Annotated in this window: 22 protein-coding genes; 12 read left to right on the plus strand and 10 right to left on the minus strand. The window is 53.7% G+C overall.

Features of this window, described 5'->3' with window-relative positions; translation table 11 throughout:
• Position 1: 1 nt before the first annotated feature.
• From GOX88_RS12575 to GOX88_RS12600, 6 genes are all read right to left on the minus strand, one after another.
• A complete protein-coding gene (locus GOX88_RS12575) occupies positions 2-610 on the minus strand; it encodes an NAD(P)H-dependent oxidoreductase (protein ID WP_170402083.1) in 609 nt (202 codons plus the stop codon).
• A 165-nt stretch (positions 611-775) separates the two neighbouring features.
• Positions 776-1,684: a 2OG-Fe(II) oxygenase family protein gene (locus tag GOX88_RS12580; protein ID WP_170402088.1), complete on the minus strand. Its 909-nt coding sequence runs from the start codon at positions 1,682-1,684 to the stop codon at positions 776-778.
• 141 nt (positions 1,685-1,825) lie between these two features.
• A complete protein-coding gene (locus tag GOX88_RS12585; protein ID WP_170402090.1) occupies positions 1,826-2,233 on the minus strand; it encodes a nuclear transport factor 2 family protein in 408 nt (135 codons plus the stop codon).
• On the minus strand, positions 2,233-3,078 hold the full coding sequence (locus GOX88_RS12590) for an enoyl-CoA hydratase/isomerase family protein (protein ID WP_170402093.1): 846 nt from the start codon (positions 3,076-3,078) through the stop codon (positions 2,233-2,235). Before GOX88_RS12590 ends, GOX88_RS12585 begins: the two co-directional genes overlap by 1 nt.
• 204 nt (positions 3,079-3,282) lie before the next feature.
• The gene (locus tag GOX88_RS12595; protein WP_170402096.1) at positions 3,283-4,584 is read right to left on the minus strand and encodes an adenylate/guanylate cyclase domain-containing protein; all 1,302 of its coding nucleotides are present in this window, start codon (positions 4,582-4,584) and stop codon (positions 3,283-3,285) included.
• Positions 4,585-4,690: 106 nt separating this feature from the next.
• Positions 4,691-5,677 (minus strand): zinc-dependent alcohol dehydrogenase family protein, encoded by a 987-nt coding sequence (locus tag GOX88_RS12600; RefSeq protein WP_170402099.1) that lies wholly within the window; start codon positions 5,675-5,677, stop codon positions 4,691-4,693.
• Positions 5,678-6,001: 324 nt separating this feature from the next.
• Between GOX88_RS12600 and GOX88_RS12605 the strand changes: the two genes are divergently transcribed.
• The 11 genes from GOX88_RS12605 to lpdA all read left to right on the plus strand — a co-directional run bounded on the left by GOX88_RS12605 (position 6,002) and on the right by lpdA (position 15,900).
• A complete protein-coding gene (locus GOX88_RS12605; RefSeq protein ID WP_170402102.1) occupies positions 6,002-6,988 on the plus strand; it encodes a thiamine pyrophosphate-dependent dehydrogenase E1 component subunit alpha in 987 nt (328 codons plus the stop codon).
• 18 nt (positions 6,989-7,006) lie between these two features.
• The gene (locus GOX88_RS12610) at positions 7,007-8,026 is read left to right on the plus strand and encodes an alpha-ketoacid dehydrogenase subunit beta (RefSeq protein ID WP_170402105.1); all 1,020 of its coding nucleotides are present in this window, start codon (positions 7,007-7,009) and stop codon (positions 8,024-8,026) included.
• A gap of 70 nt (positions 8,027-8,096) precedes the next feature.
• Entirely contained in the window at positions 8,097-8,330 is a 234-nt protein-coding gene (locus GOX88_RS12615) for a biotin/lipoyl-containing protein (protein WP_170402107.1), read from the plus strand.
• Entirely contained in the window at positions 8,327-9,007 is a 681-nt protein-coding gene (locus GOX88_RS12620) for a 2-oxo acid dehydrogenase subunit E2 (RefSeq protein WP_170402110.1), read from the plus strand. Before GOX88_RS12615 ends, GOX88_RS12620 begins: the two co-directional genes overlap by 4 nt.
• Complete coding sequence (locus GOX88_RS12625) at positions 9,004-9,714, plus strand: lipoyl protein ligase domain-containing protein (protein ID WP_170402113.1); 711 nt, start codon at positions 9,004-9,006, stop codon at positions 9,712-9,714. The genes GOX88_RS12620 and GOX88_RS12625 overlap by 4 nt, the downstream gene beginning before the upstream one ends.
• A 53-nt stretch (positions 9,715-9,767) precedes the next feature.
• Positions 9,768-10,130 (plus strand): putative quinol monooxygenase, encoded by a 363-nt coding sequence (locus GOX88_RS12630; RefSeq protein ID WP_170402116.1) that lies wholly within the window; start codon positions 9,768-9,770, stop codon positions 10,128-10,130.
• Positions 10,131-10,227: 97 nt separating this feature from the next.
• A complete protein-coding gene (locus GOX88_RS12635) occupies positions 10,228-10,821 on the plus strand; it encodes a gluconate 2-dehydrogenase subunit 3 family protein (protein WP_170402119.1) in 594 nt (197 codons plus the stop codon).
• 20 nt (positions 10,822-10,841) lie between these two features.
• Complete coding sequence (locus GOX88_RS12640; RefSeq protein ID WP_170402122.1) at positions 10,842-12,422, plus strand: GMC family oxidoreductase; 1,581 nt, start codon at positions 10,842-10,844, stop codon at positions 12,420-12,422.
• A 122-nt stretch (positions 12,423-12,544) separates the two neighbouring features.
• Positions 12,545-13,138 carry a VOC family protein gene (locus GOX88_RS12645; protein ID WP_170402125.1) on the plus strand — a complete coding sequence of 198 codons (594 nt, stop codon included), beginning with the start codon at positions 12,545-12,547 and terminating at the stop codon, positions 13,136-13,138.
• A 69-nt stretch (positions 13,139-13,207) separates the two neighbouring features.
• Complete coding sequence (locus GOX88_RS12650) at positions 13,208-14,482, plus strand: HupE/UreJ family protein (RefSeq protein WP_170402127.1); 1,275 nt, start codon at positions 13,208-13,210, stop codon at positions 14,480-14,482.
• Between the two features lie 23 nt (positions 14,483-14,505).
• The gene (lpdA, locus tag GOX88_RS12655; protein ID WP_170402132.1) at positions 14,506-15,900 is read left to right on the plus strand and encodes a dihydrolipoyl dehydrogenase; all 1,395 of its coding nucleotides are present in this window, start codon (positions 14,506-14,508) and stop codon (positions 15,898-15,900) included.
• Between the two features lie 51 nt (positions 15,901-15,951).
• Here the strand turns inward: lpdA and GOX88_RS12660 are convergent, their stop codons facing one another.
• From GOX88_RS12660 to GOX88_RS12670, 3 genes are all read right to left on the minus strand, one after another.
• Positions 15,952-17,826 carry a sigma-54-dependent Fis family transcriptional regulator gene (locus GOX88_RS12660; RefSeq protein ID WP_170402135.1) on the minus strand — a complete coding sequence of 625 codons (1,875 nt, stop codon included), beginning with the start codon at positions 17,824-17,826 and terminating at the stop codon, positions 15,952-15,954.
• 88 nt (positions 17,827-17,914) lie between these two features.
• Positions 17,915-18,703, minus strand: coding sequence for an SDR family NAD(P)-dependent oxidoreductase (locus GOX88_RS12665; RefSeq protein ID WP_170402138.1), 789 nt, complete (start codon positions 18,701-18,703; stop codon positions 17,915-17,917).
• A 139-nt stretch (positions 18,704-18,842) separates the two neighbouring features.
• Positions 18,843-19,622 carry a CmcJ/NvfI family oxidoreductase gene (locus GOX88_RS12670; RefSeq protein WP_170402256.1) on the minus strand — a complete coding sequence of 260 codons (780 nt, stop codon included), beginning with the start codon at positions 19,620-19,622 and terminating at the stop codon, positions 18,843-18,845.
• Between the two features lie 157 nt (positions 19,623-19,779).
• Between GOX88_RS12670 and GOX88_RS12675 the strand changes: the two genes are divergently transcribed.
• Positions 19,780-20,688 (plus strand): LysR family transcriptional regulator, encoded by a 909-nt coding sequence (locus tag GOX88_RS12675; RefSeq protein WP_170402140.1) that lies wholly within the window; start codon positions 19,780-19,782, stop codon positions 20,686-20,688.
• A 433-nt stretch (positions 20,689-21,121) separates the two neighbouring features.
• Here GOX88_RS12675 and GOX88_RS12680 read toward each other — a convergent pair whose 3' ends face one another.
• A complete protein-coding gene (locus tag GOX88_RS12680) occupies positions 21,122-22,021 on the minus strand; it encodes a LysR family transcriptional regulator (RefSeq protein ID WP_170402143.1) in 900 nt (299 codons plus the stop codon).
• Positions 22,022-22,118: the final 97 nt, after the last annotated feature.

A 22,118-nucleotide genomic window follows, 5' to 3' on the forward strand; every position in this document is an offset into this window, starting at 1 on the left:
GTCAGGCCTTCTCTCGGATGGGCAGATCGGAAAATGTCATGGTGTCTTGCTGCTCAGCCCTTGCGAAATCAAAGGTCTCGTCCTGAAGCGCGTTCAACAGTTTCGTGTAACCGCTTGTGTGTTTTGCGATGGCACCTTCCTCATCCGCTTGCAGAGCGGAATACAGCACATAAGGCGGCACAAAAGTCATCCCGCACAGCCGGGCGGTTTGCTCGAGGGGGTACAGAAATGAGCGAAGAGGATAGTTTTGATATCCCACAGCGGTATAGGCTTCATCAGAACCGCCTGTGGTAATCGCAAGCACCATCAACTTGCCTGTCAGCTTGTCGCCGCCGTGACCATACGCAAACCCGTGTTGCAGGACGAGATCCTGCCACTCTTTCAGAAGGCTCGGCGTTGAGTACCAATACAATGGGAACTGAAACAGGATCACATCGTGATTCAGCAGGCGATGTTGCTCCTTCTCGACGTCTATGTCGTGGCGGGGGTATTCAGCGTACAGATCGACGAAGGTTATACCCTCGACGGCCTTTGCCGTTTTTGCCATGACCGTATTTGCCCGGCTATGGCGCTGCCCAGGATGGGCAAAATACACGATCACTCTGGACATATCGGCCCCTTTTTCGGTTGCGGTTTCGGCAGGTGAAACGGAGATAAGTCTGGTTGTCGCGGCTCGTCAGCCGCGCCGAAACCAGGCACAGTTTTGTAACTTGGCAACGATGTGCAGACGGACGAAGTGCTTTTCTGTATCGATGAAGGTGACTCAACTGCTCCGTTAAAACGGTGCAAAAGTGTCGGATGAGGCCGCTGGCACAGTCCATCGCTGACGCGCGTCTATTTCCTTGTTCTCCGCTCCTTGAGGTGGAATTCGACCGTTTTCACCGTAGAGCCAGAGCACAAAGTTGTAGCGCTCACCGCTCGTGATCGGTTCGGAAGCATGGGGAACACTGCCATGGTGTATCAATGCAGTGCCCGGCTCAAATGTAAGCTTGTTAACTTGACGCGTTTGATTGTCGAAAAAGCTGACAGCCGACCCTGAAAAATCCTCGCCCGGCAGGTTCAGATTGATGTTGAGTGTTACCGAGGACGCATCGGTATGCGGACGCAGCGAGGTATCTTTGTTTTCTTGCCAGCGAATGGAGAAACCAAAGGTCTGCGTGTCATAGCCGACAACGTCGGGGAACAGCAGGCGAGAAATCGGCCTCATATAGCTGTCCATTAGCCCTTGGTAAAACGCCTGAAAACTCGGGGCCGCAAGATACCCTTCCGAGCGCGGATCAAGCAGCGCGCCGCCCCGGTTCAGCACGATCCCATACGGAGGGCGCAGCGGAATATCCGCCCTGGATACCTCGTCAAGGTAGTCCCTGAGAACGGCAAGACGTTGCGGGTCGAAGAACTGTGTCGCGTAAACACCGGGAAAAACTTCTTTCCACAGGTCCCGAACCGTTGCCTCTTTGGTTGGGTCATCCCATGCTTGCTCGACAGCTGATCGCAATTGTGGATCAAAAAGGGACGGGTCAAGCGCGTGCTTTCGTCCCTCTGCATTTTCCCAATCAGTCCAGGCGTCTTTGAACAAGTCCCGGTTCTTGGTCCAGAATTGTTGAACAGAAGGTGCGCGTTGCAGCATCTCTTCTCGCGTAGGGCGCTCAATTGTACGAGAGCGTTCCAGTGAAGTGACCGACATGATTTCATTAGTCTCCGTTTGGGGGAGCTGCGCCGCCCTCGGCGCCGCAGCGGCAAGTGAAATTGTACAAAACTGTGGGCACCGGGTCCGCGGCCTATCGACGTCTGTATTTCAAGAGTACCCAGCAGATGCACTGCTCAGTCAGACGTCGTCGATTAGAACTTGTTTGAGATGCAGTGTGTCCATGTATTCGCGGATTGCAGTGATCTTGCCGTCCTTCAACATCACCAAAAAATGGTAGAAGTTGTTGTAGACAGTCCCGTTCACTTTGGTTCCATAGGATTCCATTTCCATCGCGACCCGATCACCCTCGACAGTCCAGCCTGTTGGCGTAAGCTGAAGGCCATCGGGCATTCTTTCACGCATCTTTTTGATAAGCTCTGCTATTCCTTCTCGATCCATCCGTGTATCCACAGGTGGGTTGCTTTTGAGGCCCATCGCTTGCCAAACGACGTCTGCGTCCAGCAAGGCCAGTGCGCCCTCCACATCGGTTTCGGAAAACCGCTCAAAAAAACTTTGAACGGTTTCCTTGTTCTGGGTGACAGACATCAGTTGATGTCCTGAACCTTCATCACCAGTTCGCCCCAGTTGCGCTGGTTTTCGATGTCATGTTCCAGTCCCTGCTCATCCGCGATTGCAAAGCGTTTGACCGCAGGGGTTTTGCTGGTTGCCTGATACAGCCAATAGGCTTCGGCTTTCAGAGCTTCATCAATCGGCTTGTCGATGGACTCGTAGACCATTTGTTTGCAGGCATTGATCGACTCTGCTGGGAACTGTGCGATTCGTTTGGCCAGCGCGTCGACAAATGGTCCGATCTCGTCGGGTTCCAGCGCCTTGTTGATGGTGCCGAACCGTTCCGCGTCATCCGCATCATAGTCCTGCGCGCTGAGGATGATTTCCAGTGCGCGACCCAGACCGGTTTGACGGGCCATGCGTGATGCACCACCGCCGCAAGGCAGGATGCCCATGCCCACTTCCATCTGCATAAACTTGAACTTACCGCGTGCTGCAAATCGCATATCCAGCGCCAAGGCCAGTTCGTGGCCGCCGCCACGGGCGAAGCCTTCCAGTTTCGCGATCGTTGCCTGCGGTACACGGCTGATCCTTTCACAGACGGCTTGCAAGTCCAGCAACTGGGCTTCATCGCGCGACACAGCCTCGGTCGACATGTCTTTCAGAAGTTCAGTGTCGTAGTGGCAAACCCAGATTTCCGGATTGGCAGATTCAAACACCACAACTTTTATGCTGCGGTCCCTCTCCAGCCGCATAGCGAGACTGTTCAAGTCAGCCAGCATTTTCTGACCCTGAACGTTGACGGATCCGAAATCAAACGTGACGGTGGCGATTGCGTTCTCAACCTTCACATTGAACGTGGTGAAGTTCTCATACTTCATTTTGGTTCCTCATTTGCTGTTTCGAACCGTTCGGACAAGAACGGTTTTGGAGGTTGGCGTTTCCTCCAGGCGAAGCGGTTCTTGAGAAGCACCTCACCCGAAGCGCAATTTATTGGATTGAAATAATTTATAAATGCGCGCAAATAGATTTCAGTTTTTAGTTTTTTTATATATACAACTTGAAAATACGACCCTAACCCAGCTTCAAACCATTGAACGCAATGAATACAGTTGCTCGGGTTTGTTCATTCCTTTGAGGCATTGAGTGCCCAGAGACTCGACTTCATCATCAAGAAGGCAAGCGATCTCTGAGGAGAACAGCAGGTTCCGTTTCAGTTTTTTACAACACCCCTCGATGCGGCTCGCCACATTTACAGCCTCGCCAATGACGGTGAAGTCCAAGCGCTGCGCCGCTCCGATGTTTCCAAAGAAAACCTTGCCCAAGTGTAGGCCAATGCCGGCGTGTAGAGGAAACCAACTCGCTTCATTGCGCATGCGCTCGTTAAGCAAATCCAACTCGGATAGTGCTTGCCGCGCGGCTTGAATAGCGGCCTGAGCAGCGCTGTGAGGCGTTTCAAATGAAGCAATTGGAAACACTGCGAGCATACCGTCACCGATGAATTTCAGGACGTCGCCACCATGCTGATTCACTGCGTCTGCCATTGCTGAGAAGTAGTGATCGAGCACCGTCGCGACGGTTTGGGTATCCATGTTTTCCGAGAGCGTAGAAAAACCTCGCATGTCAGAGCTCCATACAACCGCCCTGATCGGAACGCCCGTTCCCCGCTTGATCGTCCCGCTTGCAACGCGCTCGCCTGCTTCCCATCCAAGATAGGTATGGGAAATGTTCTTCGTAATCCGCTCTGCGACGTGTCGATCTACATGCAAACCGAACAGCTTGATCAGGAGGGTCAAGCTTTCCAGTTGTTTCCTTTCGAACCCGCCTCGCTGTCGCGTGGCCAGTGTGATTGCGTTAAATCTGCCGCAACTCGCAGACATCGGAAGCGCCACATATTCCGAGAAGCCCTCCTTACCAAGATTTTTCATGAGGGGGCTTGCCGCTTCGCCTTCATCGTTTTCAAGAGCCACCCGAACCGTTCGGCCGTACTCCATCACGTTGAAAAGAGGGTTTTTTCTGTAGCCATCAGAATGAAGGGCTTCCTCGCCAATTTGAATCTCATCGCATAACCCGTCGGTTGTGCTCCAGTTCCACGCATACCCAAAGGCTTGCGGATGCAGTGTTCCAACATTGAGGCTTAGGCGACGAACCCCCAACCCAGCCTGCGCCAACCGTTCCGCAAACTCCTTTGTGAGGTCGATGGTGTCCTTAGTCAGAATTGCTGTGTTCAACAGCCAATCCCTGACGTCTTTCGGGGTGCATTGTTGATTGAGATTCAGGTCGAACTGGCTGCGCCTTAGCAGACTAACACCAGAAGCATATTTCCTCGGTGCAGGATCCAGTTCGTTGAGCCGAGCGTCAGAATTTTGTCGGGTCGCCGCATGCATCGCAATTTAGTTCCTTGAGTTCTCAAGCTGGGTTAGTGGAAAGAAAAGCGGGCAGCGACGCATATGGAATGCGCGCTGCCCGACAGGTTAGTTTTGGTACAGTGATTCAGAGTTCGACAACGACCTTGCCGATGGCTTGACCACTGGTCAGGCGATCATAGGCATCACCGACCTGTTCAAACCCGAAGCGCTGGTCATCAAGCAGTGGCTTCAATGCGCCTGCGTCTACGATTTCGGCCAACTTGGCCAGGACCGCGCCATGTTCCTCGCGCTTGTAGTTGTGGATCATCGGGATCAGCATGAAGATGATGTGCAGTGAAAGACCTTTGAAATGTGCTGGAGCAAGGTCCAGTTCGACCAGAGCAACGGTTGAGGCGATGCTGCCGTTCAGCGCTGCTGCCTCGAAGGAGTTAGTCATGTTTGGCCCGCCAACCGAGTCAAAGATGGTTTCGAAACCTGCACCGGCAGTGTGTTCCGCGACATAGTCTGCGACCTTCTCTTTCATGAAATCGATTGCCGTCGCACCGTAGCTTTCGATCACTTCAAGTTGCGACGCACCGGTCCCGGTTGCGAAGACGTCTGCACCAATATGCCTGGCAAGTTGCACGGCCAAGTGACCGACCCCACCGGCACCACCTTGCACTAGAACCTTCTGACCGGCTTGAGCACCTGCGCGTGTCAGCCCCTCAAAGGCAGTAATGCCAACCAGCGGGATCGCAGCAGCTTCTCGCATCGAAAGTGACTTGGGTTTGTGTGCAATAAGACGCGCATCAACGACCATGTATTCAGCCAGTGCACCCTGCAGCTCCAGTAGGCCGCCAGCACATCCGTAAACCTCGTCGCCAACCTCGAAGCTTCTCACGTCGCCCCCGACAGCCTCTACAGTTCCGGCAAAGTCCATACCCAGAACAGCGGGTAATTCGGGCGAGAGAGGGAGATCCTTGCCCATCGCGCGGATCATAGTATCCACTGTGTTCACGCTGGTGGCTGCAATGCGCACGACAACGTGGCCAGGTTTAGCAGTCGGCGTCTCAATCTCGGCGAGTTCGAACTTTGCATTCTCGCCGTATTCAACAAGGGTCATTGCTTTCATTGGGCATCTCCGGATGGATGTTTGATGGCTCATAAGTAGATTGAACACCCATTGGGATAAATTGGCCCAAATCGGAGTTCAGTTTTCCGATTCTGAGAATAATCTGGATGAAGCTCCAATATCGGTTTTAGTAAGCAACCACATGCGGTGGTCGCGATTGCTTGAGGGTCTTTGTCTCAAACTGTCTCAAACTGTCTCGCGATGAGACAGTTAAGCAATTGGCGAGATTTAGGGCTAACGGGTTCCTTGCCGCATTCAGCGCTTCTTGCCAGCTTTCCCAAAGAAACATGAGCGACATCACGATCGCATGCTTGGGAGGAGCACATGACGCCAACTCGTGAAGAACAGCATTGGATGTATCGCAATATGGTCACGAGCCGCCGGTTCGAAGAGACCATTGCCGGTATCTATTTCGAGGGTAAAACGCCCGTTTTTAATATGGCTAACGGGCCGATTCCTGGGGAAATGCATCTCAGTGACGGTCAGGAACCGGTCGCCGTCGGCGTATGTGCGCACCTCAATCCTCATGACGTCGTTACAGCGACGCATCGCCCCCACCATCAAGCGATCGCCAAGGGTGTCGACCTCGACAAAATGGCAGCAGAAATCTTCGGGAAAAAGACGGGCCTGTCCGGTGGGCGCGGCGGCCACATGCACATCTTTGATGCCGACGTAAACTTTGCTTGCTCGGGGATCATCGCGCAAGGCATGGGGCCAGCTGTAGGTGCGGCTCTTTCCCGAAAAATGCAAAACAAACCCGGAGTTGCGGTTGCGTTTGTTGGCGAAGGCGCAGTCAACCAGGGCGGATGGCATGAAGCCATGAACTTGGCCGCCGTTTGGAACCTGCCCTTTGTCTGCGTGATCGAGGACAATGCATGGGGCATCTCCGTTTCCAAAGAAGCCTCAACAGCGGTTACGAACAACGCAGATCGCGCTGCGGCTTACGGCATTCCCGGAAAACGCATCGACGGTAATGATCCTTACGCGATCTATGACGCAGCCGGAGAAGCCATAACGCGCGCACGCGCTGGCGAAGGTCCGACCCTTTTGGAAATCGAGACATATCGCCTGGCGGGACACTTCATGGGGGATGCCGAAGGGTATCGGCCAGAAGGCGAAAAGGACGCGCTTTTCGAAAAGGATCCTATTCCGAAAATGCGGACCAAAATGCTCGCCGATGGCACAGCCAGCGAAGCTGAACTCGACGCAATCGAAGCCGAAAGCGCGGCACGCGTCGAGGCTGCAATCAAATTCGCCCGGGAGAGCGAAGAACCAGCACCTGAAGATGCGCTGAAAGCAGTCTTTGCCTGAGCTTGAGGGAGGAAAAAAATGAACAAACCAAACGAAAGAAAGCTGACCATCGCCCGAGCTATGGCCGAGGCGATGCAGCAGGAAATGCAGATTGACCCTTCCGTATTCGTGATGGGTGAAGATATCGGTGCACTGGGCGGAGTTTACGGCAATACTCGCGGCCTCTTGGACGAGTTTGGTGCCGAACGGGTTCGCGACACTCCGATCTCGGAAACAGCCTTTATTGGCGCCGCAGTTGGCGCAGCCCAGGACGGGATGCGGCCGGTTGTCGAACTGATGTTCGTGGACTTTTTCGGCGTTTGCTTCGATGCGATCTACAATCTAATGGCCAAGAACATCTACTTCTCGGGTGGTAATTTCAAAGTACCGATGGTGCTGATGACTTCGACCGGCGGTGGTTACTCGGACGCTGGACAGCACTCGCAATGTGTCTACGGCACTTTTGCCCACTTACCGGGTATGAAAGTCGTGGCCCCTTCCAACGCCTACGATGCTAAGGGGCTGATGACGGCAGCAATGCGCGACGATAGCCCCGTGGTCTACATGTACCACAAGAGCCTTCAAGGCATGGGGTGGTTGGGCACCGAAGCCGGTGCAACCGTTCATGTACCCGAGGAAAGCTACACTGTGGAAATCGGCAAGGCCAAAGTGGTGCGCGAAGGTTCAGATGTCACAATTGTCAGCCTTGGCATGGGCGTTCACAATGCGCTTAAGGCCGCTGCCACGCTGGAAGCACAGGGCGTCAGCGCCGAAGTTGTGGACCTCGTCAGCCTCGTGCCGCTGGACCGCGAAACGATCCGAGCCTCAGTGGCCAAAACCGGCCGACTGATCGTCGTTGACGAAGATTACATGAGCTACGGCGTCTCGGGTGAAATCATCGCGACGGTTACAGAGCATAACATCTCGGTGCTGAAAGCCGCACCCAAAAGGATTGCTTTCCCGGATGTTCCGATCCCGTTCTCTCGCGTCATGGAGCAACACTGCTTGCCGAACCCGGACAAGATCGTCGCAGCCTGGAACGACATGAAAGCCGCCTGAGCCACACACCAGTGAAAACATCAAGCACGGGGCAGCAATTTGCCGCCCCGAACAAGGAAGGAGTGCCTAAATGGCAACTGATATCGTTATCCCTTCGGATCTATGGGAAGAGGACGAGGAAACCGTCATCACAAGCTGGCTGGTTGATGATGGGTCTACCGTCGAAGAAGGTGCCCTGATTGCCGAAATTATGACGGCTAAGGTTCAGTATGAAATCCTTGCCCCGGCATCCGGTACCGTAAGCATCAAAGAAGAGGCCGATGCTGTCGTCGCCAAAGGCGCCGTGATCGGATCGATAGAATGAGCGGCGGAGTGAGGAATGTCCCGCTCAAGGGTGTGCGCGGGATGATCGCGGACGCGATGGTGAAAAGCCTGCAGACAGCCGCTCAGCTGACGCATCAGGGCAGCGCCGACGCGACCGCTCTTTTGGCGGAAAAGGCCCGGTTGGCCGAAGCAGGAACCAAGGCTTCGGTTGAGGATCTTTTGATGTCAGCGGTCATCCGCGCTTTGAAAAAGAACCCGGACGCCAATGGCCGAGTGGAAGGAAAAGACGTCAAGCTTTCCAGCGGGATTGATCTGTCGGTTGCCATTGCCTTGCCGGGCAACTTGTTGGTCGCACCAGCGATCTTTGGCGCGGGTGAGATGGATGTTTCTGAACTTAGGGCGGCGCGACAAGACCTTGCCGCTCGGGCAAAGACCAACAAGCTCAGCGTTACAGAAATGACTGGCGGCACGTTCACTGTCAGTAATCTTGGATTGACCAGGGTCGAGCACTTCACACCAATCATCAATGCCCCGCAAATCTGCATTCTGGGTATCGGGCGCCTTACTGACAGGGCGGTTCGAAGCGAAGATGGCGGCATCGAGCTGCGTCCGCATGTGGGCCTGTCATTAACTTTTGACCATCGTGCCCTCGACGGGGCCCCGGCGGGCGACCTTCTGACTTCGATATGTGAAGAAATTGAAGGAATGGGCAAGTGACCGGCCTTCTACGGTGGTTTTCAAGCCCGGCCGAGGGTTTGGCTTTTGAAGCCAAGCTTTTTTCCGCACGGGAATCTGCCGTGGGCCTCTGGGCCAGCGAAAACGATGCACTGGTCTGTCCGGCTTCGTATCGTAAATACCACGGTTTCAAGGATGCTTCATCGCATTCGCTGAAGCGCGGTTGGCCGGTCTTTACTCGGCCAACCGGGGGCGGCGCTGTTCCGCAAGGGTCGGGGGTTGTCAATTTGGCAATCGCTTTCACCGCGCCGCGCGGTTTCACGATCAATGATGGCTATAGGCTTATTACTGGCATCATCCGCAACGGGCTGGGTTCCACAGGAGTTAGGCTGGCCACAGGTCCAACGCCCACCAGTTTCTGCGACGGCGACTGGAATCTCTCCATTCAGGGGAAAAAGGTCGTGGGTACGGCGCAGCGCTGGAAACCACTTGGCGAAACTAAAACCCGGGTTTTGGCCCATGCCCTGATCCTGACCGAGGGCTCAGTTGGACCCGGTACTCGGGCGGTTGACGCCTTTAATGCCGATCTCGGATTGGGCGCAGTCTCTTGTGACGCTCACACGAGTTTGGAGCTTGCCACCGACAAAGCTATGCGGGCTCCTGGCACCCTCGTTCAAGACCTACACGCAGCTTCAGTTTCAGCTCTGCGATCCATTCACTTCGAAGCACAGAACTCTGTCGCGGCATGAACAAAGACATGAGCCGCAAGAGGAGAGCGGCTTTTAAGTAAAGGGAGGAAACCATGTCTAACGAAACGATCCACATTCACCTGAAAGTTGGTGTGCCCTCAGAAAACGGCAGCAAGTTCGAAGACCTCATGACTGAGCTCGTCACGAGAACTCAAAACGAACCGGGCACGCTGGTTTATGAATGGTATCGCACGGACGACGGCGCCACCTGGCACGTTATTGAACGATATGCGGACGCTGAGAATGGCGATCTGCATGTGAGAGGGTTTGCCGAAAACTACGCAGGTCGGTTCTTCGAATTGATCGACGGGTGCGAAGCCATCGTTTCGGAGAATGCGACGCCATACATCCGCGGCATCCTGGAGGGGATCGCGCCCCTCTACGTCTCTCAGAAGGGCGGGTTTCACCGCTTCTGATCCACGCAGGATCGCCTCGATGGGCCCTCACCCAGACGTCATCAGGCCGTTTAGCAGGTCCGAAAGAACGGGCTCAAAATCCAAAAAGGAGGAGAATATGGATTTCGAAACCAAGAATCCCAAACCGCTAAAAGCGCAAAAAGATCGGCTAAGTCGCCGAAGCTTTCTGGTCAAATCAATCTTGGCTGGGACAAGTGCAACAGCGATTGTCGGGGCCGCGGGCAACGTCTTTGCAGCAACGTTGAACGAGGATCAGGCAATCACAATGCTGCAGATCGTTCAAGATATCTTCCCTCACCCGGATTTTCTGCCGCTGAGCATCTATCAGGACGTTTTGACGGGTGTCCTGACCGAGGCGGATACTTCGGAGGAAACCGCGAAACTTCTGTCTGATGGGTTGCAGGATCTCAATGCGCGATCTGTCGAGCTCCATGGCACTCCCTATGCAGATGTGGATGCCTACGTAAAACGGGAAGCACTTCTGCGCATCGTTCAGGACAGCGATTTTTTTCAGAAACTCCGATGGGCCACCTGGAGCGGCATCTACATCAATCCAAAAGCTTGGCCGCAATTCGGCTATGAGGGCTCCTCTTGGGAAGAAGGCGGCTACATCGACCGTGGATTCAGCGATGCGACTTGGATTCCGCCGGGCCCGACGCTCGAGGAGCGTTTGAAGGCTGTTGGCAGATAAAGAAAGCGGGAGGAAGCAAAATGGCTAACCAATTTGACTTGGACGACGACAGCGTTGTCGTCATCGTTGGTTCGGGGGCTGGCGGCGGAACGCTGGCCAATGAACTTGCTCAAAAAGGTATCTCTTCGGTTGTTCTGGAGGCCGGCGGCGTTTTCGAGTTTGACGACATCGAAAACGATGAATGGGGCATGTTTCTCAAGCTGACCGATTTCGACAAGCGATATTCGGCCGGGGGCTGGCACGGGGCTCAGAACCACCCGACATTGCCGAACTGGCTGGTCAAGGGTCTTGGCGGCTCGACGGTTCATTGGGCGGGTGTTTCGCTGCGCTTTTATGAGCACGAGTTCAAAATGCGCACCGTGAACGGCGATATTCAGAACGCCAATGTAGAAGACTGGCCGATCACATTGGAAGAGCTGGAGCCGTACTACGATCGCGCCGAAGTCAAGATGGGCGTGACAGGTAAGGCTACGGGCATGCCGCATCTGCCTTGGAGCAACGACTTCCGTGTTCTTGCCGAAGGTGCACGCCGTGTTGGCTATACGAAAATCCAGTCCGGACCGATGGCGATCAATTCAGAAGACTATGGAGGCCGACCCGCTTGTCAACAAATTGGGTTCTGTATGCAGGGCTGCAAGATCGGTGCTAAATGGTCGACAAACATCACTGAAATTCCGGCCGCCGAGGAAACGGGCAAATGTGAAGTTCGCACCAATTGTATGGTGTTGAAGATCGAGCACGACGAAGCCGGAAAAGCCACAGGTGTGATTTATGCCGATAAAGACGGCAACCACCATGTTCAAAAGGCCCGTATCGTCGCGGTCGCTGGCAACTCGATTGAGACCCCGCGCCTGCTTTTGAACTCGGCATCATCGATGTTCCCGGACGGCTTGGCTAACTCTTCCGGCCAGGTAGGAAAAAACTACATGGTTCACGTTAATGGTGGCGTCTACAGCGAGATGCCGGAACGTGTACACATCCACCGCGGGACCCAGGTGGCTGGTATCGTTGCTGACGAAGTCCCCAACAATCCCGATCGTGGTTTCACAGGAGGGTATCACCTCGAGAAACTGACTCTTGGTCTTCCGGTTATGTCGCTCTTTCTGAAACGCGGGAACGGAGCCTGGGGCAAGGATTTGGCTGAAGCCTTGGAGAAATATGACTATCTGTCCGGCGTGTACATTGTGGGTGAAGATCTGGCGCAAGAGCAGAACCGCATCACGCTGCATGACAGTGAAAAAGACCAGCATGGTCTTCCAGTGCCAATCGTAAACCGCACGCCACATAACAACGATGAACGTATGCTGAAGCATGCTTATGGAGTGATGGATAAAATCCATGATGCCGTTGGCGCGAAGGTGACACACCATTTGGCCAAATACCCGGCAAGCCACAACATGGGCACGGCCCGGATGCATGAGGACCCTGACAAGGGTGTCGTGAACAAATGGGGTCAGGCCCACGATGTTCCGAACCTGTTCATTTCGGACGGCAGCGTATTCACCTCATCCGGCGCGGCCAACCCCACATTGACCATCGTCGCACTGGTCATCCGCCAGGCAGAGTACATCGCGCAAGAGATGAACGCTCAAAACATCTGACGCCACAAGCGCCTCTCCCCGGTGCGGTCAGGCTTTTCGGCCTGGCTGCATTGGAGGCGCTCGGCCTGCGTGAAAACGGGGTTCGCTTGCCCCAAAACAGCATCAATCCGAAGGAGGAGAAAATGTTCAAAAAACTTAGCAATCTCGCGTGCACCACAACACTGGCACTTGGCCTACCGGCAGTCGCACTTGCCGAACTACCAGGCATGCGCGGAACTCAGCACATCGGGATCACCGTACCCGACGTGGATGAAGCCGTTGAATTCCTTGTCGACGTCCTGGGATGCGAGTCCTTTTTTTCCTTCGGTCCATTCGGTCCGTTTGAAGATGACTGGATGACCGAAAACCTGAACGTCAATCCGCGCGCGGTCATTGATGTCATTACCATGGTACGCTGCGGCAATGGCCCAGCCTATGAAGTATTCAAATACACCTCGCCGGATCAGAACCCCAACCCGCCAAAGAACAGCGACATCGGCGGCTATCACTTGGCGTTCTATGTCGACGACATGCAGGCTGCCGTTCAGTACCTGCGTGACAACGGCGTGCGTGTATTGGCGGAGCCCCACGACCTTCCCGGTATTCCGTTGGAAGGCGAACAATGGGTGTACTTCATGTCGCCTTGGGGAGCACAAATGGAACTCGTCAGCTTCCCCGACGACATAGCCTTCCACAAGGACCAGACAGCTCAGCGCTTCTGGGATCCGCGCGATTGATTTTCTAAACGACAATCCAAGGGCTCCGTTGCTTGACGTGTCGGAGTCCTATTCTGAGGGTGATCAGCCATGGACAACTCCGTACGTACAGCGCGAAGCTGTTTCGCAACTTGGGCAATCCACACGGTGATGGCTTTGCTGATGCTGTATGGTTTACCGCAGGGCGCGGATGCCCATTTCAGTTATTCCGATCCTCGAATTATCCATATTGCTGAAAAGGGTGGGGACCAGTCTATTGTTCTAATTCGTATGCCCGCGCCGTTGGCTCTACTTCCGGATGACTGGCAAGGGCAGAACGACACACGTTTGCCGCCGTTTAGTGTCAGAAAAGGCGCTGACATATTTTTGGATGAGCAAGCGGTTGAAAACACCGGTTCAGAGCTCCGTAACCTATTGAACCAATCGGTGTCCGTTTGGATTGATGGTCGTAAATCGACTACGAAGGTTGAGCAATTTCGGTTCTGGGCCGATACCGAGAGACCCTCATTTGGCACCGTCAAATCTGCGAAAGCATCATTTGAAAAGGTCGCCCGATTTGATCCGACAGCGTTGCCGTATTTCGATCTTACTGTAGACGTCGCGCTTTCGATGCCGTCTGCATCTCTCAACCGAGATCTTCGTCTCGCATCAGACCTTGGTAACAATTTTCAGGTGATGGACAGGTTTGGAACTGTCGTGAAGCTGCATCGCAGCGACTCTGTCGAGACACAAGCGGTGATTGGTGTGCTGGATGTTTCGTATCCGGCGGCCTCAAACAAATGGATCGTTATGCGCGATGCAGCCTTAATCGGCGCAGAACACATTTACTTTGGGCTTGATCACCTGGCGATAATTATCCTGATCGCCATCGCTGCACAAAGCTGGCGCCAAGCTCTGGGGCTGGCGTCGGCCTTCACTATCGGACATATGACCACTCTTGCTGCCGGCCTCTATGGAATCGCGCCCGCAACGATCTGGTTCATACCGTTGGTGGAATTTAGCATTGCGCTTTCGATCGTTGTCGCTGGCGCATTTATTTGCTTTCAGATCAGGCATCCGCTGAGTTGGTTGGCGCTGTTCGTAATTGGACTGATCCATGGCTACGGGTTTGCCGCTTCTGCGTCTCAGGCGATGTTCGCAGGTCAGTTTGATTTCCTCGAACTGTTAGCATTCGCCTTCGGGTTGGAAGCTTGCCAATTCGCGATCTATGCCATGATCTTACCGATCATCCTGCTGGCAGATCGCCAATTTCCAATGGTGCATGACACGTGGCGCAGAGGTGTTGCTCTGTTCATCGCGGTGTTTGCCACGTCGGCTACGTTCACTCGCTTTACCGAAACAGCAGATGCTTTTGGCCTGGTTTAGGCCGCTCACCACGGAGATCCAAAATGACTGAAACCAAATTCGATATGATCGTAATCGGAGCAGGGCCAGGTGGTTATGTTGCCGCAATCCGTGCAGCCCAACTGGGGTTGGATGTCGTTTGTATCGAGCGTGAACACCTCGGTGGCATTTGTCTTAACTGGGGCTGCATTCCCACAAAGGCACTTCTACGCTCAAGCGAAGTGCTACACTTGGCTCAGAATGCAAAAGACTTTGGGCTGAAGATTGAAGATCCGGAACACGACCTCGAAGCAATTGTCGCGCGATCGCGGAGAGTTGCCAAACAGCTTTCAAACGGCGTTGGCTATTTGTTCAAGAAGAACAAAGTCACATCCATTATGGGTGAAGCACGCTTGGCAGGGAATGGCGAAGTTGTTGTGAAATCCAACGAGGAAGAGCAGAAATTGCGTGCGGACAATATTGTTCTGGCAACCGGTGCCCGCGCGAGAGATCTTCCTGGACTTGAAGCTGATGGGAACCGCGTGTGGTCCTACAAACATGCTTTGCAGCCGCCGCACGAACCGAAAAAGTTGCTGGTCATCGGTTCCGGTGCGATCGGTATCGAATTTGCAAGTTTTTACAACGCGATCGGAGCAGAAACGACCGTTGTGGAAGTAATGGATCGCATATTGCCTGTCGAAGACGCCGAGATATCGACCTATGCTAAGAAGAGCTTCAGCAAACAGGGTATGAAATTCTTCGAGGGCTCGAAAGTTACGCAGCTTGAACGTCTCAGCGACCGAGTTGTTGCTCATATCGAAAAGGACGGCGAGGTTACGGTTCAGGAGTTTGACACCGTGATTTCAGCTGTAGGTATCACCGGCAACGTTGAGAACCTTGGCCTCGAAGAGATGGGTATTGAGATCGACCGAAATCACGTCGTCACAGACGAGTATTGCCGCACCAATATACCTGGACTCTATGCTATCGGAGATGTCGCAGGGGCTCCTTGGCTTGCCCACAAGGCAAGTCACGAGGGCGTCATGGTCGCGGAACTCATCGCTGGACTTGAAGGTCACCCTGTCAAGCCGGAGAGTATTGCAGGTTGCACGTATTGCCACCCTCAGATCGCGAGCGTTGGCATGACTGAAGCGCAAGCAATCGAAGCCGGTTTTGAAATAAAAGTCGGGCGGTTTCCTTACCAGGGCAACGGCAAAGCCATTGCCTTGGGCGACGCGCAGGGGATGATCAAAACCATCTTTGATGCCAAGACCGAACGACTGCTTGGCGCGCATATGGTCGGGGCCGAAGTGACCGAACTTATACAAGGATACGTCGTTGGGCAAAAGCTCAATGCAACGGGTTCAGATTTGATGGAAACTGTATTCCCACACCCAACGCTTAGCGAAATGATGCATGAAAGCGCGCTCGACGCTTTCGGTAAAGTCATCCACAAGTAGTTTCGCTCAACCGCTTGTCGGCAACACTATTTGTAGCCGACCATGTTGATGCTAACGGGGTCGTGCGATGCCATATTGTTTCATTTTCCGATGAATGGTTGCGCGGCCCATCCCTATATTGCGCGCTGCTCTTGAGACGTTCCATCGGGCACCAATCAGCGCATCCTGAATGAGAGTCCGCTCATCATAGGACTGGTCGGAATAACTCTGTCTTGTTTCTATGGCCCTGTGTTTTTCGGACAAGGGTATGGTGCGTTCCGGCAAGTCCAGTCGTGAGATACGCCGACCGTCCCCTTCCATAAGCGCTTGCTGCAGGGCGTTTTTTAGCTCTCGGACATTACCCGGCCAATCAGAACAGGAAATCATACATTTGGCTTCTTCTGTTATTTGAACTGCCTCTCCTGCCAATTGTCGAGCGATCTCACCAGCCAAGGCCTCAACCCGTTCACGCTGCCGAAGAGGAGGAAGTTGAACAATCGTATTTGCCAGCAGGAAATAGAGATCATCACGGAACTTTCCGTCCTGTACCGCAATGTGAAGTGGCTGACGGCATGTCGCGATAATCTTGGGCGTCTGCTCCGAATTCTGCTCTGCGAGCAGCAACCCGTTTGCCTCAATTTCACCCATTAGCATCCTGAGGCGAGCCTGCGCGAATTTTGGCAGTTCGTCTACGTTCTCAAAAACCAGCACGATTTGTTCTTGGTCTGCTACTCCAAAGGAACCCGCAATACGCGCTTGCTCAAGCAAGGTCTGAAAGTAAAGTTTGTCCTGTTCAGTTTCTCCCAGCGACGCGCAATCCACTTTCGTTATGCGTCCCGAATTAGACTTGTCAGCTTCGAGGATCGCAGCAATGAGGGCAGTTTTTCCGGTTCCGGACTCTCCTTCGATCAAGAACGGCAATCCCTTCCGGTAGTGTGCCAGCGCTCTCGTGCAGAGCGCAGCCATTCGATCGCTTCCAATTGAAAGCTGGCGCAACGAAGCGGCCAGTCGGATACGCTTCGGTTTTTGCGAAGCGACTGCCTTAAGGCTCCGCCCTGACGCTGGAGAAGTACGCTTACCCCTATTAGGCCGCGCCGAGAAATTGAGAACAGGCCCTTCTTTCGACCGAACACTCATGACTCTTTCGGGGACGCTTTCCATCGCCTTTGCATCAGTGCCGAACACCAGCTCAAAAGCCTTCCCTTTCAGGGCCGCGGGCGTCTTGTCACCTACAAGGCGATGCGCTCCTGCGGTGGTACCCAGGATGATCCCAGCTTCATTCAGTGCCACAAGTTCATCCCGCTTCAGCAAGTCGCGCCCATTAACTGAGGAAACAGATATGATCAAACTGTCTGCAAACCGCTTTTCGAATAGGATACGTTGAATGCGGTCTGCTGCAGTACCGAGAAGCTGAGACGCAAACAGATAATCTGCAGAGTTATTGCGATCCAACATAGCCAAGCTGATTGCACCGAGAGTTTGGTTCTCTGCGTTAAATAGCGGGGCGGCTGTACAAGCAAATGGGTGCAATGACGAAAAGTAGTGGTTTCTTCCGCTTACGGTGAAGGCATCTCTCTCAGATAACGCCATGCTCACACCATTGGTTCCAGCAATGCGCTCATCCCAACAGGAGCCGATGGCAATTCCGTTTTCTTCAAAGATTGAACGGCCTTGTTCAGTGCCTTCCAAACGCACCGACACGCCCTCTGTATCTGTGACTACAAGACAATGACCAGCATTGGCAGCTAATTGAGCGAGTTGGCTGATTATCCCTTGGCGTCCACCCGAACGTTCTACCAATTCCTCTAACCGAGGAGCCACTTCAGATGATTGCAGGCGAAGGATGGGGCGAGCTGCATCCCGAACAAGCTTGTATTTAAGCTCGCAGCGCTCCCAAGACTCACTAATGGCATTCCCAAAGTGTAAGGAATTATCGGTTTCCACCATATGTCCTCCCCGTGCCACCAGCCTACAGCATTGAACGCTATTTCAACAAATAAACGTCAATGCTCTCACAGCTCCCCTCTTTGCGAGCTTACCGCACGGTAGCCGTGACCTCGTGGATGGCTTCCATCACAGATTTTCTATGATCTTCATCCATTGCTGCAGCGTGGGGTCGCGCCAACTGACCTGAATCGTTGTCGAAGTATTTGCCGGAGGCATTGGCAAACTCAGAATCCAGCGCGGCACGGCACAGGATGTCCGCACCTATTCTCATATCATTTCCTGCGACGCCAAATCCCTCTTTCACCATCTTAGAGGCAAGCAGTGAACCAGGGTTCACCGCAATGACAGACGGGCCCTTTGGTAGCGCTTTTGCCAGTTCCTGAGACCAGATAGTGATCGCCAGTTTGCTTTGAGCATAGGCCCCGAAGTCGTCCAGCGAACCATGGCCGGTCATCGCCTTTGCATCGACCGGAGCTTGTGCGGCAGAAGACAGGTTAACTATGCGGCCATCCTGTGGGATGATCGGCAGCAGCCGCTGCGTCAACACCCACGGTGCGAGAGTATTGACCACAAAGCGAACGTCGAAGCCATCCGGGGTTCGAGTGTTGGGCGTCTTGTAGACGCCAGCATTGTTGATCAGGACATCGATGCGGTCATTTCGGCCAAGAATCTCCGCCGATAGTGCTTCGACATCACTTAGCTTTGAAAAGTCGGCGACATAGCTTTCTGTCTGGCCACCGAGTTCCGTCGCCGCCACCTCAAGCTTAGCTGGGTTTCGGCCATGTAGCAGAATTCTGTGTCCCATTGCCGAGAGGGTTTTGGCAGTCAAGAGACCGAGGCCGTCGGTTGATCCGGTGATGAGAATTGTCTTGGACATGGTTCATTCCTTTGTTCACAAGCCAGGCTTCAGATGGTTGAGGACGGACTGCCCTTTGAACTTAGTATTCATCCGATCTCTAATAGCCGAGCGTTTTTGAAGCTCGCTTTAGGTATCTGTCTGGCTTTGCGCCAACTTGTCAGAAGCGAACAACAGTTCTGCTTTCAAGGCTCTTTCGAATTGAATGGACACTTGGATCCTCGACCAAATCGACTGCGCTGTGACCCACTGAAGGCAAGCCTTGATTGTCGTAGATATTGAATAGGACAATCTCATCCGGGGTCATGTGTGACTGATAAACCCATTCATGTGCGTCGCTCGCCGCCAGCCCCATGATATGGCCGCGCCGATCAGGGTAAATCAGGTCGATCAGAATCCAATCTTCATTTGTGACGCTGGATGGGCGAACAAAACCAAGCGGTGCGCTATTGATCTGGTTTTCGACAGGGCGCCAGATATTGATGAAGGCATAATGCCCCGTGTTCCACTCTACAGCTTTGTCTGACCCGAGAATGTCTACCAGTCGCTTTTCCGCCCCCTCAGTGCTGTAGTCGCTATGAACATTGCGGGCAGGTTTGCGATTGGAGTCAGGGTCATCGACTCTTAATGTGTGGTCGAAAACAACGACCTCTTTGGCACCCAGATGCTGAATAAGCAACTCTGTCAATTCGCGGTCGTAAACCTGTTGCCAATCGTTTCCATCGTCGAACGAGGTTACATTGCTGGGTGATGTGACAAACGAAACGCCGTCCGTAGAGAACGAAACTGCATCCTCAGACCCCCGCAGGTCCCGAAGTGGAATTTCCGTCGCAACAAGTTCTGGCGAGATCAGATTTCCTGCGACACCACCAGCATCAATTTGAAATGCCTGCCTCGACGCGCTGTGGACGTGGTAATTGACGGTTGCAGCACCCGGCATAGCCTTCTCCTTCTTTACACCGATTTCGGTTCGCGATTTGGGAAGCAAAATGCGTTCGCATCGCGCCCGCTTTTGGCTTGCCTCGAAGATACGCATTGAAGAATGAATAAAAATGGGCCATTCAAAGATAGATAATTCGGATTTTGGATATAATGTGATGGATACCGAAAGCCTTCGCCTGTTTGTACTTGCAGCTGAAAAGCTCAACATTAGCGCAGCAGGGCGCGAACTCGGTTTTGCACCGGCTGTAGCAAGCGCCCGGCTTGCCAAGCTCGAACACACATTGGGTGCTGACTTGCTGCACCGCTCGACCCGTAAAGTTGCTTTATCCCTGGAAGGCGCTGAATTTCTGCCCTATGCCCGCGAAATTCTGGCGCAAGAGAGTGCTGGACGCGCCGCATTGGGGCAGGGACAAACTCAGCCCACAGGAACGCTGCGCTTTACCGCGCCCAGCACTTTTGCCCAGCTTTACATCGCGCCTATCCTGCCAGAATTCGTCGTGCAATACCCGGGGGTTAATCTCGACCTTCGACTGTCCGACAGCCAATTCAACCTGATTGAGGGCAGCTACGACTTGGCTATTCGGAACTCAGCGCTTGAAGATACCAGCCTCAAGGGCCGCAAGCTCGCTGACGACACTCGCGTACTTTGTGCCTCTCCCCGGTATTTGGCCGAGCGTGGGGCACCGGCAGTGCCATCCGATCTGGTGGATCATGATTTGATCGCATTCAGAGATCAGGAGCCGCGTCCTCTCACCGGTACTGACGGTTCCTCCGGAGAATTTGATCCTCGCGCGGCCCGCTGTCAGCTAACTTTTGACGATGGCCTAAGCCAAAAACTTGCCACGATAGCTGGAGCAGGTATTTCAATGAATTCGCTCTGGAGCGTCCACCGTGAACTGTCGGAAGGCAGTCTTGTTCAGGTCTTGCCAAACTATCGGGTGACTGACGCATCTGTGTTGTGGCTTGTCTATCCGAAAGCAAACGTCTTGTCCGCTAAGGTTCGGGTTCTCATGGATTTCTTGTTGGACCGGATCGGAAAGCAGCCAAGTTGGGAAATGTCCTGAGTTTTGGATTAGTGTCTTGTCTGACCTGGAAGTTGGACGCGGGCTGCCGATCGGCGAAATCGCCACCATTGCCCTGATCTAAACTACGGGAAGATTGTTTGATGCCCGCGACATAGCCTGCTCTGATCCTTGGTGGCCGCATGATCGATACTCCGCTGCTTAGAAGAGCGCGGAACACTCTTCGTCTCGCCGGTAGGAACTTCTGACGTCGGTTTGGATCGCGTTTTGGCAGTGCGAACAACGTTCAATTTGGGGTAACTCAATGTCTGCTTCGGGGAAGCTGCACTGTGGCGATGAACGTTATGACGAACGTCAGCTAAGGGCCGTCTTTTTCGGTGCCGGATGTTTCCTCTGATTTGGATGCTGCAACGCCTGCGAAGCGCGGAAAGAGCCCGAAGCAGACTCTAGTTCGTGACATCAGACGACCTCAGGTTCAGAGAATTGTTCGCGTGCCGAGATGGTCTGCAAGCTGATCGAATACCAACCTGATCCTTCGCGCTGTTTGTAACTCAGAGTGTGTGGCCAACCAGATAGGAAACTTGAACGGCTCGCGTTCGGGCAGAACACGCTCCACACCGGGTGTCAGGGCCGCCACATCGTCTGACATAACACTAATGCCGAAGCCTTGGCGCACAAGCTCCCATGATACTATCCCGCTCTGCGACCCAATCCGGAAATTCTTGCGGGTTACTTCGATGCCGGCCGGATTGAGAAATCCAATCATCGTGTCAATGTCTCCAAAACCGACGAAATCCAACTTGGCAATTTCTTCTTCATTTCTTGGTCGTCCAACCTGTTCTAGGTACGAAGGGGCGGCGTAAAAATGTGCCGTCGCTTCTGCCACCAGCTTTGCAATCAGGTCCGGCTGTGTTGGGCGAACATGCCGAACTGCAATATCTGCCTCACGCCGCTGTATGTCTCGTATATCATTTGCCGCAATGACGTCGATCTCAAGCCGCGGTGCCGCGAGCCTGATTTGCTTAAGAATGGGCGGCAGCTGATAGGCTGACATCACGTCGGACGCAGTGATCCTGACTTGCCCTTCAATGGCTTGTGACTGGCTTGTTGCAGTCAGAGAAATCCTATTCGCAACATTTGCCATTTCACTGACATGTACCAACAGCTCAGCACCAGCGGTTGTCAGATTAAGCGACTTGCCAACCCTTTCAAACAAGGTGACGCCGAGCGCCTGTTCCAGCGCGGCGACTTGCCGACCGACAGTTGGCTGGGTCTGCCCAAGCACGCGCGCCGCTGCGGAAAACGAACCTTCTTCTGCCGTTGCAAGAAAGGACCGTGCCTGGTTCCAATCGAAATTGATAGCGTTCCAATTCATGCATTAATGCATAACAGTTCTGCAATATCTGGCAATTCCATAAAATCGTGTTTTAATTTACTAGCTGCTGTGAAAATTTTGAAAGAGAGAAAAAAAG

Origin of the sequence: Ruegeria arenilitoris (genome assembly GCF_013030985.1) — a bacterium.
GTDB classification, from domain to species: Bacteria; Pseudomonadota; Alphaproteobacteria; order Rhodobacterales; family Rhodobacteraceae; genus Ruegeria; species Ruegeria arenilitoris_B.